The sequence below is a fragment of the Alteromonas sp. LMIT006 genome (assembly GCF_024300645.1).
GTDB classification, from domain to species: domain Bacteria; phylum Pseudomonadota; class Gammaproteobacteria; order Enterobacterales; family Alteromonadaceae; genus Opacimonas; species Opacimonas immobilis.
Window position 1 is genome coordinate 50,706 of sequence record NZ_CP101291.1, and the last position, 13,182, is coordinate 63,887.

The 13,182-nt window shown below is 44.0% G+C and carries 12 protein-coding genes and 1 other RNA gene; 5 read left to right on the forward strand and 8 right to left on the reverse strand.

Annotated elements, in window-relative coordinates; translation table 11 throughout:
* Positions 1-132: 132 nt before the first annotated feature.
* A complete protein-coding gene (locus NLG07_RS00200; protein WP_254855687.1) occupies positions 133-1,038 on the reverse strand; it encodes a histone deacetylase in 906 nt (301 codons plus the stop codon).
* 177 nt (positions 1,039-1,215) lie between these two features.
* On the opposite strand from NLG07_RS00200, the gene NLG07_RS00205 reads away from it, so the two are divergent.
* On the forward strand, positions 1,216-1,422 hold the full coding sequence (locus NLG07_RS00205; RefSeq protein WP_254855688.1) for a hypothetical protein: 207 nt from the start codon (positions 1,216-1,218) through the stop codon (positions 1,420-1,422).
* Here the strand turns inward: NLG07_RS00205 and NLG07_RS00210 are convergent.
* The 6 genes from NLG07_RS00210 to zapE all read right to left on the reverse strand — a co-directional run bounded on the left by NLG07_RS00210 (position 1,419) and on the right by zapE (position 6,881).
* On the reverse strand, positions 1,419-2,378 hold the full coding sequence (locus NLG07_RS00210) for a lipopolysaccharide assembly protein LapB (protein ID WP_254855689.1): 960 nt from the start codon (positions 2,376-2,378) through the stop codon (positions 1,419-1,421). The two genes, NLG07_RS00205 and NLG07_RS00210, sit on opposite strands and share 4 nt — an antisense overlap.
* Before the next feature lie 9 nt (positions 2,379-2,387).
* Positions 2,388-2,891, reverse strand: coding sequence for a hypothetical protein (locus NLG07_RS00215; protein WP_254855690.1), 504 nt, complete (start codon positions 2,889-2,891; stop codon positions 2,388-2,390).
* A gap of 56 nt (positions 2,892-2,947) precedes the next feature.
* Positions 2,948-4,474, reverse strand: coding sequence for a coniferyl aldehyde dehydrogenase (locus NLG07_RS00220; protein ID WP_254855691.1), 1,527 nt, complete (start codon positions 4,472-4,474; stop codon positions 2,948-2,950).
* A gap of 108 nt (positions 4,475-4,582) precedes the next feature.
* Positions 4,583-4,932, reverse strand: an RNA gene (rnpB, locus tag NLG07_RS00225) — RNase P RNA component class A.
* Positions 4,933-4,989: 57 nt separating this feature from the next.
* Positions 4,990-5,712: a YebC/PmpR family DNA-binding transcriptional regulator gene (locus tag NLG07_RS00230; RefSeq protein ID WP_254855692.1), complete on the reverse strand. Its 723-nt coding sequence runs from the start codon at positions 5,710-5,712 to the stop codon at positions 4,990-4,992.
* A gap of 59 nt (positions 5,713-5,771) precedes the next feature.
* A complete protein-coding gene (zapE, locus tag NLG07_RS00235; RefSeq protein ID WP_254855693.1) occupies positions 5,772-6,881 on the reverse strand; it encodes a cell division protein ZapE in 1,110 nt (369 codons plus the stop codon).
* 145 nt (positions 6,882-7,026) lie between these two features.
* Here zapE and NLG07_RS00240 point away from each other — a divergent pair, with 145 nt between their 5' ends.
* From NLG07_RS00240 to idi, 4 genes are all read left to right on the forward strand, one after another.
* Positions 7,027-7,452, forward strand: coding sequence for a DUF1043 family protein (locus NLG07_RS00240; RefSeq protein WP_254855694.1), 426 nt, complete (start codon positions 7,027-7,029; stop codon positions 7,450-7,452).
* Positions 7,453-7,524: 72 nt separating this feature from the next.
* Positions 7,525-8,892: a DegQ family serine endoprotease gene (locus NLG07_RS00245; protein WP_254855695.1), complete on the forward strand. Its 1,368-nt coding sequence runs from the start codon at positions 7,525-7,527 to the stop codon at positions 8,890-8,892.
* Between the two features lie 117 nt (positions 8,893-9,009).
* Complete coding sequence (locus NLG07_RS00250) at positions 9,010-10,080, forward strand: trypsin-like peptidase domain-containing protein (RefSeq protein WP_254855696.1); 1,071 nt, start codon at positions 9,010-9,012, stop codon at positions 10,078-10,080.
* On the forward strand, positions 10,077-10,619 hold the full coding sequence (gene idi, locus NLG07_RS00255; RefSeq protein ID WP_254855697.1) for an isopentenyl-diphosphate Delta-isomerase: 543 nt from the start codon (positions 10,077-10,079) through the stop codon (positions 10,617-10,619). Before NLG07_RS00250 ends, idi begins: the two co-directional genes overlap by 4 nt.
* A gap of 37 nt (positions 10,620-10,656) precedes the next feature.
* Here idi and arcB read toward each other — a convergent pair whose 3' ends face one another.
* Positions 10,657-13,008: an aerobic respiration two-component sensor histidine kinase ArcB gene (gene arcB, locus NLG07_RS00260; protein ID WP_254855698.1), complete on the reverse strand. Its 2,352-nt coding sequence runs from the start codon at positions 13,006-13,008 to the stop codon at positions 10,657-10,659.
* Between the last annotated feature and the right edge of the window lie 174 nt (positions 13,009-13,182).

Consider the following 13,182-nt stretch of genomic DNA (forward strand, 5'->3'; position numbering starts at 1 on the left):
TCGCATTATACTGAAAAGTTTCAGAAAATGGTGAAAATTAACATTTATTTAATCAATATATTGAATTTATTCACATTATCTTCACAAATAAAGATACTCCATTTTTACTATATCGACTGATTTTTCAACACTTTAATTTTCCATGTATACCCCGGCAGCACGATAAAGTTGGAGATGCACCTTTACTAAAGCATCAATATCTCGTTGATAACCTCCCCCAATCACCGCAGCAATGGGTGTATCTAATTGAGCGGCTCGTTCAAACACATATTTATCACGAGCATAAACGCCTTCAGTGCTTACGGCCAAATGCCCCAAGTCATCATCAACATGCACATCCACCCCCGCATCATAAATAATCGCATCTGGCCGGTGTAGTCTAACCGCTAGCTCGAACGCTTCTTCTACACAGGCCAAGTACTCGGCGTCGCCTGTTCCTTTGGGTAAACCAAAATCAAAATCCGATACTTGTTTACGATACGGAAAGTTTTTCTCGCCGTGAATTGATAAGGTGATAATGGCGTCATTGCCTTGAGCTAATTTTGCCGTGCCATCGCCTTGATGTACGTCACAGTCAAAAATTAATACTTTATCAATAGCCGAATTCTGCAGCATCGTTAACGCGGCAAGATACAAATCGTTAAACAAACAAAAACCTGAACCAAAATCGGCAAACGCATGATGATAACCTCCTGTTAGATTTAAGGCTTTGCCATGTTCTAATGCTTTTTGTGCGGTCAATACAGTGCCAGCACACGCTGTCAATGAACGTTTAATGAGCTGTTCAGACCATGGGAAGCCAATGCGACGCATGGATTTTGTATCCAATGTGCCAGTGGTCAGCTCTTTTATGTAAGTAGGTTGAAACACTTGACTTAATTTTTCAGGAGTTAATGGAGTGGGTGTTAAGAACCACTCAGTAGGAACGTTTTTTTGAATCAAGGCATCATAGATCCCTTGGTATTTTTCAATTGGAAAGCGATGTCGAATCGGCAAATGTAATTCTGAATAGATCGGATGAAATATCAGTGGAATCATGTTTACTATTGGTGGTCAGCAAAGATTGTTCTACAATATACCCTCTTATCTATCTTTTTTGTATAGCTATGTCAGGGCAGCCTTTGAACCTCAATGTAAACATTTGCGAATCAATATGAACAGCCCATTTATGAATTTGAAATTATCCAAAAAAGTTGGTCAAAACGGCGCCGCTTTGTGCCTGAGCCAAAGCCTTTAAACGTCATCATCGATGACTTTCGTTTACGCGATAACAGCTATTGTACTATGCATGTAGAATATGATGATGGTAGCAATCGAGAGCTATTATCACGGGTGATTCACAATCCCAATACTGGTGAATGGAAAGTTGACGGCATGCACGTGGCGGTAAAGGTCATCATTTCGAGTCAAAAATTCCCTTAGAGTGTCCTGAGCATTTTTCTTAATTCTTTATATAACTGCTTATCTTGAGTCTCTATCGCATTTAAAATGTTTTTTCCTTTCTTTATCTCCCCTGAACGGGCAAGCAACACTCCGTAGCGATATTGTGCCCACTGAGCAAATTGTGGGTTGCGATATTGAGGCGATTGCTTCATAAATAGCTCAATACTGACCAGTGCTTCGTCATAATATTGATTCGCCATCATTGCCAGCTTTGCCATTTGATACTGAGCGCCATAATATGCCTCACGTTGTGACTCTGTTGCTTCACTAGGTAATTGAATCTTGCTGAATGTTGCAAAACTCTGCTCGAACGCTTGCTGATTCATTAATAAGATACCTGCGCTTAATAACACCTCTGGTTCAGAGCTATGTTGTGCTGCGCTCAAGACGAGTTGAGAGAGGGATTCAGGTTGTTCGGTCACTTGGTAATAGGCTACTTTAGCTTGAAAGGCCATAACGCTGTCAAGCTCCTCTAAGACTTGAATCTGTTTCCATGCTTGCTCTTTATCTCCCCCTGCGAATCCAGGCGCTTGCAAGTAAAATTGAACTAAATCCATGCGATATTGGGAATTTTGCGGTGCAAGCTCCACCGCTTTGGCAAATCCGGCTTTGGATTTTTTGGCATAACTTAACGCAGAGAACACCGCGCCCATGGCTTGACGGCTCATGATGACGCCTTTTACATTGTATAAATCAGGGTTATCAGGAAACCGTTTTATTCCTGCGACAATTATATCCTCGGCATCATCCAATTCGTCTTCTTTCATATAAAAATACGCCAGCGCTTTAATACCCTCTGGTGTATTTTCTACCGCTTTGTAATAAGCTAATGCCCCGACTTTATCTCCTTGAGCATAAGCTTGGTCGCCTTTTTGTACATCAGCGCTCACCTCAGAGGCGACTAACAAAAATGCAATAATTACAATGTATTTCACTTGTTTTCCTTATTCGTTGGCCACAATAGCCAGATACGTTTTTTGTATAATTTCAGCATCATTACTGGCGCGATGCCTAGGCAATTTTAAAGTGTGTGTCACTTGCGCCTTCGTTGCATCCCAATTAGCGAGTTGCTCTTCGCTCAGTAACATTTCGATGGCGCTTACACGAAACTGCATCTCGATTTGAGCATGCGCAAATAACTCGCGTACCCAAGGATAGTCAACCACCCAAGCATCGCTATATAAAGTACGATCGCTGTAGAGCCGGTTGAGTTCCTGACACACCTCCAAACCAAGGCTTCCATTTTGTATCAAGATATCTCGAGTGATTCCATGCAAGGTTTCGGCTTCTTTATCCCAAAACTGCCAATCTTGGAATGGCTTTATCATGCGACAGTAGCGAGAGCCATCTGCAGTCACCACACCCACTTCAATGGGGTAGGAAGTACTACCAAAACCAATGGCTTCAACGTCTAACACATCTGGAACAAATATTGGATAAGTTGGCATATCAAGGTCACACAGGATTTTATTTAACCCTAGACCTTGATAGCCCTCTGCGCAAATCAGCCTTTGAGTTTTAACAGTATATTAATCACTTTATCGGCGAGTTTTCCATACGGTGGTGCTAATAATTTGAGGCTGGATATATTCGCTTGTTTAAAAATAGGACGTAATTTGGAGAAGGTCAAAAAGCCTTCATAACCATGATAATGCCCCATTCCGCTTGGGCCCACGCCACCAAATGGCAGGTCATTTTGGCCCACGTGGAATATCGCGTCATTAACCGTCACACCACCTGACATGACCTTCTCAATGTACATGTCCACAAGCTTATTGTCTTTGCTAAATGGATAGAATGCCAATGGTCGGTCATGGGACAAAATATAATCAATGACTTCTTGTGGCTCACGATAGGTTTTGACCATCAAAATTGGGCCAAAGGTTTCGCGGTTTTCGATGATCATATCCGCTGTGGTATCTAGCATTAACGTCAATGGATATTTGCGCAGCTCTGAATTTGGCTCTTGATGGTTAAGTACCTCAATACGAGCGCCTTTCTCCGCCGCATCGGCAACGGTGGCTTCCATTCTTTGGAATGCTCGCATATCGATAAGCGAGGTATAGTCTTTGCTATTGATATCCGGAACGTGTTTGGCTACCCACTCTTTGGCTGCCACAACAAACGCTTCTTTTTGTTTTTCGTGGACAAACACATAATCGACATTGGTACAAATCTGCCCGGCATTATACTGTTTAGCAAACATAATGCGTTCAACCGCTTTATTAAAGTCATAGTTCGGATCAATCACCGCGGGTGACTTACCACCTAGCTCCAAGGTCACTGGGGTTAGGTTTGCCGCAGCATTGGCCATGACTTTGCGACCGGTTGCGCCAGAACCTGTGAACATCAAATGATCAAATGGGACGCGCGAAAACTGCTGACCAACAATACCTGTTTCTTTGAAAAACTGTAATTTGTCTGCAGCAAAATATTTCGGCGTGATCTCAATTAATAAATCCGTCAGTGCGAGAGAATTCTCGGACATTTTGACCATCGCTCGATTCCCTGCAGCAAACGCCGCCGCCAAGCCGATAAAGCTCAAATTAATCGGAAAATTCCACGGAATAATTAAGCCCACCACACCCAAAGGTTGCGGCACGACTTTGTTAGAGCCTCCAAAATACATAGCGTAATCAATTTTGCGACGCTGGACTTTCATCCACTTTTTTAATGCTTTCTTGGTATGGCCGATGTCATCCATCGCCACAATCAGTTCTGCCAGCATGGTTTCATGATACGCGCGGTTGCCGTAGTCTTTATTAATCGCTTCGGCAATGGCGTCACGATTTTCAGAAAGTAATCTTTTGAGATTACTCAAGTGCTCTAAACGCTCTTCACGAGACTCGTAAGGGTGCACGTCAAAAGCCGTTCGCTGCATTGTATAATGCGCTAATAACGCTTGATAGATAGTTTCCGGGTCGTTATCAGGTACAGGAATATTGCTATCAGTGGCACTAGCATGGGTTGATTGTGAGTCCAATGCTTCTGTGTGTTGCACTTCCGTAGTTAGGGTATCACTGTCGATCATAGGTTAAGTCCTTATTGTTATATTCACTTTATACAATAGTTGGCCATGACAGTTCAAATTTTATCCTCGTTCGAGACAAAAAACCCAGCCGAAGCTGGGTTTCTCAAAAAGGGGTGTTGACCGATAAGCCGGGTTCTGTCGTGGACAATCATTCATCTAGGCCAATAATCGCTCATTGGCTCAAGCAACCTACCCGTTCCCAGCGCGGGTCACACATAATGGGAACCTATTTGGTCTTGCTCCGAGTGGAGTTTACCGTGCCGTTGTCTGTTACCAGCAACGCGGTGCGCTCTTACCGCACCCTTTCACCCTTACCAAGCGAACTTGGCGGTCTACTCTCTGCTGCACTAGTCGTCAGCGCTTGCGCACTGCCCAGGCGTTACCTGGCACCCTACCCTGCGGAGCCCGGACTTTCCTCCCCCTCACCGATGTGAGGCAGCGATTGTCTGGTCAACGTGAGCATTTTACGGGGTTCGATACGCAGAGTCTAAAGGTTTATGCGATAATTGACCGTATTATTCTGGTAACACTGCGTTGTGATAGACATTTTGCACGTCATCACAATCGTTGAGCATTTCGATGAATTTTTCAAACATCGGCAAATCATCCACGCTGATTTCCGTTTCTGTCTGTGGCACAAAGGTGATTTCATCAACGTCTAACGTTGTGTCAGGATAAGCATCTGCTAAAGCGTTTTTCACCGCAAAATACTCTGTATGTGGGGCAAAAACAGTAATCTTGCCATCTTCTGATTCAACGTCTGTCACATCGACATCCGCTTCTATCAAAGCTTCTAATACGGCATCTTCATCATCGCCATCGAACGAAAAAATCGCACTGTGATCGAACATATGTGCCACCGCACCTGGGGCGCCAATTTTGGCTTTGGTTTTGGTAAAGCAATTACGAACATCTGTGATGGTACGGTTGTTATTATCGGTTAAACAATCCACAATGACCATACAGTTACCTGGACCAAAACCTTCATAACGCGCTGGAACAAAGTCTTCACCCGCGCCACCAACCGCTTTGTCGATAGCCTTATCAATCACGTGCCCAGGGACTTGGTCTTTTTTGGCTTTTTCGATTAAACGCTTTAAAGAAAGGTTGGCTTCAGGATCCGTTCCACCATTTTTGGCGACCACGTAAATCTCTTTACCGTATTTGGAATAGACTTTGGTTTTTTGCCCAGCGGTTTTCGCCATGGCATTTTTGCGAACTTCAAATGCGCGACCCATAAGAACTCTCTTAATATTATAATTTTAGATATCAGTTAATAGTATTAGTTTATCACGGCTTAAGGCAAATGCGCTAACGCAAGGTAGTCCTCAGATTGCATCTCTTGTAATCGTGATAAGCAACGACGAAATTCAAAATTCAATCGCCCTTCGGTATACAACTCCAACAAGGGCACTTCGGCGGAGATAATAAGCTTTACGTTGCGCTCATAAAATTCATCGACCATCGCGATAAAACGCCTAGCAATGTCATCCGTCGCCAACCCCATTTGTTCAACGTTGGCTAACAGTACCGTGTGATACAACCGAGATAACTCCATATAATCTGCTTGGGACCGCGGTCCGTCACACAGTTCTCGGAAACTGAGCATGAGTACCCCATCGGCATTGCGCATACTTGTAATAGGACGATTCTCAATGGTGATCACTTCATCGACTGTACCGGCTTCAGGCGCAAGTTGCGCAAAGTAGGTGTCCAAATTCAATTGCGCTTGCGCGTCTAACGGATGATGATAAATCTCGGCTTGTTGTAAGGTGCGCAAACGATAATCCACCCCACTATCCACGTTCACAATGCGCGTATTTTGATTGATTAAATCAATGGCGGGTAAAAAACGTGCCCTTTGCAAGCCATTGCGATACAGGTCATCCGGAACGATATTGGATGTCGCTACCAAAACAATACCTTGAGCAAATAAGTTCTCCATCAAGGTGCCCAAAATCATGGCATCCGTGATATCGGAGACAAAAAACTCATCAAAACAGATCACTCTCGCCTCGTTGGCTAAACGCGCAGCGACGATTTTAAGTGGATCGGATTGACCGTCTAGGGTTTTGAGTTCACTGTGGACACGGTGCATAAAACGGTGAAAATGCACGCGCATTTTGCGCTCAAACGGCAAGCATTCATAAAACGTATCCACGAGATAGGTTTTGCCGCGGCCCACGCCACCCCAAAAGTAAATCCCTTGGATGCTGGGTCTTTGCATGCCTTTACCAAAACGCGCTTTGATTTTGACGCGCCAGGTGAGTTTTTTCTGAGGCTGAGTTAACTCATTATACAGGCGTTGCAATTCACGCACCGCGTTCTCTTGCGCGGGATCGTGACTAAAATCATCGCGTTGTAAATCAGCTTGATATTTTTGCCAGGGGGTTAACTGCTCGGACACACAGAACTCATACAAGGTAAAAGAAAGCGGTTATAATAATACGAAATGAAATTTTTTTGAAATCCGACACAGGTAGCAAGGACAAAAAAAATATATAGTGCTATAGTGCCGTTGTATTATGAAAAAAGTAGTTTGAGATAGCGTTATGCAAGACATTTTTATTTATGCCAGTTTGTTGATTGTCGGTGTGATTGTTGGTGTGGTCATCACAAAGATTGCAGTAAAAGACAATAATGACAGCGCTGCCGCGACACAAAAAGAACAAGCCACAGCCATGACTCATGCCCAACTACGTGAGCAATTAGTGGTTGCTAACCAAACTTTAGAAGAGTTTGAAACACAAATAGAAATGTTCAAAAATCATCTCACTGAGTTCGATTATATATTAACTTCACATGAACAAAGTGAAGATCAGCCGCGGATTGCTTTTTTTGGCGAACATGCATCTCCATATATACGTATGAGTCAGAAAACGCCGAAAGAACAGGCTAATCCAGAACATCAGCCAAGAGATTTTTCAAACTCTAGCTCAGGACTTTTTGCAGGCGAGCCCACCGACAAAGCAAAATAAATCTGAACTATTCATCTTGGCCTCGAGTCTGTTGTTAGGCATTTAACCCAAAACAATAGGAGAACGGTTAAGATGAATAAAAGGTTGCGAACAGCCTGTTTGACAGGCGTGCTTACTGCCCTGACCCTTGCCCCCATTAGCCAAGCCACAGCGGTTGGTTTGCCTTTTTTTGGCGATAATAAACAAACGCCATCACTTGCGCCCATGCTTGAACAAACCATGCCGGCCGTGGTGAGTATAAAAGTCGCCGGGACACAAACTTCTAAACAACAAATTCCAGAGCCATTTCGCAAGTTTTTTGGTGCGCCACAAGCGACCGAGCGCCCGTTTCGATCATTGGGTTCTGGGGTTATTATTAACGCCAATGAAGGCTATATTGTTACCAACGCCCATGTGGTAGCAGAGGCCGATGAGATTGTGGTTACGCTCAATGACGGACGAGAGTTTACGGCAAGTAAAGTTGGTTCCGATGAGCAATCGGATATCGCTCTAATTCAAATCGAAGGCGAAAATTTGTCTGAAATCCAAATAGCGGATTCGGATAATCTACGCGTAGGTGATTTTGTTGTCGCCATTGGTAATCCATTTGGTTTATCGGCGACTGTCACATCTGGTATCGTCAGCGCATTAGGACGAACCGGCATCAACCGCGGAGGGTTAGAAGATTTTATTCAAACCGACGCAGCCATCAATCGCGGCAATTCTGGCGGGGCTTTGATTAACCTCAAGGGCGAACTCGTTGGCATCAATGCGGCGATTTTTTCTACCGATCAGAACGGCGGTAACGTCGGCATTGGCTTTGCTATTCCTTCTAAAATGATGCAAAACTTGGTCAACCAAATGATTGAATTTGGTGAGGTTCGTCGCGGCTTGTTGGGCATCGCTGGCAATGATGTAGATGCGGGCTTGGCCGAAGCGTTTGCCTCCACAGTGAGTAAAGGTGCCTTTGTTGCCGAAGTCACGCCAGACTCTGCCGCGAGCAAAGCGGATATTCAACCTGGTGATATTATTACTCGTGTTGACAACGATGTTATTGAAAGCTTTGCCGAGCTTCGCGCCAAAGTGGCTAGTATGGGTGCTGGCGCCGAAGTGACCCTAGGTATTATACGCAAAGGTGAAGAGCTTGATATCACTGTCGTGTTAGGGGATGCAGGCACTGTGACCATGACGGCCGCAGAAATTCATCCTGCATTTGCTGGCGCGACTTTTGAAAATGGCACTGATTTAGCCGGTAATCGAGGCGTTGAAGTCACGGATATTGAGCCACGCTCACCAGCTGTACAGCTAGGCTTGAAGCAAAATGATGTGATCATCGGCGTGAACCGCCAACGAGTCAACAATGTTCAAGAATTGCAGGAACGCATGGAAGACAGCAAAGATAATGTCATTGCACTGAACATCCGTCGCGGTAACGCCACCTTGTTTGTCATTATTCGCTAGACAACAGATGACGTAAATTAACGTGGCGCATTTTGCCAATCAACGACAAAATGCGCCTTTTGTTATTTAGCCTTTCACATGGCATAATTAACCCATAATAAATCTAAAACGAAGTTCATGGCGATTCAGCGTTTAGCAATCTTTTTTTTACGTTCTATGGTAATTGGCAGCATTGTTGCGGTCTTAATTTTGTTACTGGTGCCTGAATTGCGCCACGGCAGTGGCATTGATATTCGTAATTTGTTCAACGCAGAGACGACACCCAAACGCGCCAGCTATTACGATGCGATTTCTCGTTCAGCTCCTTCTGTTGTCAATATTTATTCAGTCAGTATCGAGTCCAATGGCTTTTTGAGCAATAGCTCTAGAGAACGAACGAATCTGGGGTCTGGGGTGATCATGACGAACGACGGGTACATTTTGACCTGCCATCACGTGATCAACGGCGCAGCATCTATATTCATCGCATTACAAGACAGTCGTTTGTTTGAAGCCCAAATTGTCGGATATGATTTGTTTACTGATTTAGCGGTACTCAAAATCAACGCGGATAATCTCATTCCTATTCCACAATACCTCGATCCACAAATTAAAGTGGGCGATGTCGTGATGGCAATTGGTAATCCCTACAACCTTGGACAAACCATAACCCACGGTATCATCAGCCGAACTGGTCGCAATGGATTGGCAAATTATGTTGATTTTATCCAAACTGACGCAGTACTCAATCAAGGTAATTCAGGTGGTGCATTGGTTGACTCGGAAGGCTATTTGCTCGGCATCACCAATGCCAATTTTCGTACTTTAGATGCACAACGCCGAGTCCTCAATGTGGATGGCGTGAACTTTGCAGTACCTTATCCTTTGGCCTTGCGCGTCATGCAAGAGCTTATATCCAACGGCAAGGTGACTCGAGGTCAATTAGGATTTTCGGGCAACGAATTCGCTGGCCAAGAAGGGATCATGATCACCAATGTCAGTCCCAATAGCCCAGCTGATTTAGCCGGCTTGCAAGTCGGTGATGTGTTGTTAGCGATCGATAATGAGCGGATCACAAGTGCCAGTAAAGCACTAGATATGATTGCCGAAACTCCACCAGGCACTTTACTCCAATTAAGTATTTTACGAGATGACAGTCCATTGCTGATCCAAGTGACCGTGGGTGAATTACAGGCTGTAACACGATGAGCCACGATGCACTGGTCGTTTTAGTCTCACCCAATGGCGATATTATTGGCACACAAGGTAAATTGGCGGCGCATCAGGACAATGCTTTACATCTGGCTTTTTCGGTCATGCTGTATCGCAAAACACGCTCTGGCATTGAAGTATTGATGCAACAACGCGCATTGGACAAATATCATTCAGGCGGACTTTGGGCAAATACCTGCTGCTCACACCCGATGCCTGATGAAGCCATTTTAAGTGCGGCGCAACGACGCATTGCAGAAGAACTCAACATCACAAATCCCATAGAATGGCAGATTTGCGGTGAGTTTATTTATCAGGCAAGCTTTGCTAATGGTTTGCACGAACATGAACTTGATACCGTATTAATTGGAGAGTTTGACGAGAACCTACCAATAGTTAATCCAGAAGAAGTGGCTCAACTCAAGTGGTTCGAATTAAGCGAACTCAATCAAGCGGTTGCCAAAACACCAGAGCAATATGCAGTATGGGTACCTTTTGTGTTGGCCAAAGTAAACGAGTCACTGGCGACGCTTTAGTTAATCACCATAATTGTGTATCACGCCACCTAGGAGATTAAATCGCAAACGATTGTTCGGCCATCCACTCTTTGAGAACGCCCACGTCATTGGCGATGGCTGCTTCCAAATCATCGACCCACTCATTGACGTTTTCCCACCAAGCAGGATGATCGCCTTGTTGGATCTCATTGGCAATGCGCTGAATGCGAATTAGACCAAGTGAACTTGCAGCACCTTTTATCTTATGGGCTTGCGAACACACTTCGTCTTTTTCTTTGGCTGCTAGATTAGTCTGTAAAATCTCAAGATATTCTGGGATCTTCTCTTCAAATACCGCTAAGCTCGTTGTCACCATTTCAGCACCAATCGTGTCAGCAAGCGTTCTGACCAGTTCCGTATCCATGATTTTATCTAACCCTTTATCGGATTCTGGCTCTTCAACCGGTAGTACCGGGAATTCGTCGATATTATTTGCAAATAATTCATTGAACACTTGGATAACACGAGATTTTTTTATCGGTTTTGCAATGACGTCATCCATGCCATTTTGCAAGTATTCTTCGCGTTTTTTGATCACATTAGCCGTCAAGGCCACTATCGGTGTTTGCATCACCAAGTCTTCGTGAATCACCGTATCGGCAACATCAAAGCCTGTCATATCCGGCAATTGAATATCCAATAAAATTAAATCGTAGCGAGTGGAGCGAATTTTATCTATAGCCTCTCCCCCAGTCATTGCCACATCGACGTGCATACCAAGTTTTTCTAAAAGTGCTTTAGCCACCATGACATTAAGTTCAATATCTTCTACCAATAAGATATTTAGCCCGCTGACCTCAAGCTCCTCACGAACGCGTTCTTGATGGCTGATCTCTAATGGGATTTCGACAATAAAGCGCGTACCTTTACCCACCTCTGAAGTAACCTTAATATGACCATCCATGCGTTCAACCATTTCTTTACAGATTGCCAAACCGATCCCGGTGCCAGTTGCAGACTGGTGATCAGGGTGATCAACTTGATAATACATGGCAAAGATTTTATCAATATCCGCTTGCGGAATACCCACGCCAGTATCCTCGATAATGAAGCGCACATTGGCTCTGGTGTTGTCAATGTTAGTCGCCTCGACCGCTAAAGAGACGTGTCCTTTAGCCGTAAATTTGACAGCGTTGAACAATATATTCCACAAGATCTGGCGCAGGCGCGTACCATCAACCATGACATATTTTGGTAACGGCTCATGAATAATGGTTCTAAAACCAAGATTTTTGTCCGCCGCAAGTAATTTGATAACGCTGCCTAATTCTTCAGTGAACGTCGCCAGCGATAGGGTTTTGTAAGACAACTCAATCTTGTCACGCTCTAATTTATCCAAATCAATAATATCGTTGAATATATTCCCGAGGGTAATCGCACTTGCGTAGATGGTACTGACCCAGCCGAATTGCTCGTCATTGAGTTTAGTATCGCGCAACATTCTCGACAAGCCGACTATGCCATTTAATGGTGTACGCAACTCATGAGAAATAGTCGCGATGAATTTGGTTTTGTCTTTACTGGCTTGTTCTGCAGCTTTTTCAGCTTTCATACGCTCAGTCATATCTCGACCAAATGCAAGCAGACCAAGGCGATTGCCATCGTGATCAAAGAATGGAACTTTGCGCATTTCAAAATAACGACGGCGCCCATCGTGAAAGCGTAACCACAACTCTTCAGTCAAAGACACGTTTTTCTCTAATACTTCATTGTCCGAAGTGACCACCTGACGAGCGAGTTCCTCATCGTACACTTGATGCGGAGTAAGTCCGAGTAACTCATCTTGGGTTCGCCCCGTTAAGTCCTCTGCCACTCGGTTACAGCCGGCAAACTTGCCCTCTTCATTGCGATAATAAATTAAATCTGGTGAAGCATCGATGATGGAACGTAACAGCATAGATAAGCGACGTGCTTGAATTTCTTGTTCTGATTTATCGCGAATTTCTCGTTCGAGCTCTTCAAACACTTTTTCTCGCTCAAGTTGAGCATTACGGCGTTGTTCAATTTCGTAGTTGAGCTGTTTGATATTATTCTGAAGTTCTTTGTTGAGAAGAACGTCTTCCTCTCGAAGACTTTCTAATTCTTCAATCACTTCTTTTAAATGAGCTCGAGAATGTTCTAACTGCTTGACCAATTCGCTAAAAAAATACAACACCCACGGTGCACTCAGCATCGTTAAGATAATTGCGCTCATAAAATCTTCGAGCGTCGGCTCACTGTCCAAACTCACTCGGATTACGTAGGAACCGCCAATGGTAAAGCCGAGTGTTAATAAAACAAAAAAGAGACTGAGCTTTAACGTACCGTACCGTTCGACAAAGCTAGCAAAACGAAAAGCCCAAGTGTAACGTGATTGAGATGAATGCATGGCAATAAATAGTTATTGAACAACAAATACATTGTATCAGAATCTAGTTCTAAGGACACTTTTCAGGTTTGAATAAAAATTGACGTTAAACCCACCATCAAAACAAGCATTAAAACCCAGTAATAATGAATAAAAATTCATAAAAATGAATAATGTTACAAATTTGTGAACGCA

What these genes read in the sequence shown, in the direction of transcription:
- NLG07_RS00200 (WP_254855687.1), bottom strand. Translation starts at nt 1,038, where the DNA reads ATGATTCCACTGATATTTCATCCGATCTATTCAGAATTACATTTGCCG.
- NLG07_RS00215 (WP_254855690.1), bottom strand. Translation starts at nt 2,891, where the DNA reads ATGCCAACTTATCCAATATTTGTTCCAGATGTGTTAGACGTTGAAGCC.
- NLG07_RS00220 (WP_254855691.1), bottom strand. Translation starts at nt 4,474, where the DNA reads ATGATCGACAGTGATACCCTAACTACGGAAGTGCAACACACAGAAGCA.
- NLG07_RS00230 (WP_254855692.1), bottom strand. Translation starts at nt 5,712, where the DNA reads ATGGGTCGCGCATTTGAAGTTCGCAAAAATGCCATGGCGAAAACCGCT.
- NLG07_RS00240 (WP_254855694.1), top strand. Translation starts at nt 7,027, where the DNA reads ATGCAAGACATTTTTATTTATGCCAGTTTGTTGATTGTCGGTGTGATT.
- NLG07_RS00245 (WP_254855695.1), top strand. Translation starts at nt 7,525, where the DNA reads ATGAATAAAAGGTTGCGAACAGCCTGTTTGACAGGCGTGCTTACTGCC.
- NLG07_RS00250 (WP_254855696.1), top strand. Translation starts at nt 9,010, where the DNA reads ATGGCGATTCAGCGTTTAGCAATCTTTTTTTTACGTTCTATGGTAATT.
- idi (WP_254855697.1), top strand. Translation starts at nt 10,077, where the DNA reads ATGAGCCACGATGCACTGGTCGTTTTAGTCTCACCCAATGGCGATATT.
- arcB (WP_254855698.1), bottom strand. Translation starts at nt 13,008, where the DNA reads ATGCATTCATCTCAATCACGTTACACTTGGGCTTTTCGTTTTGCTAGC.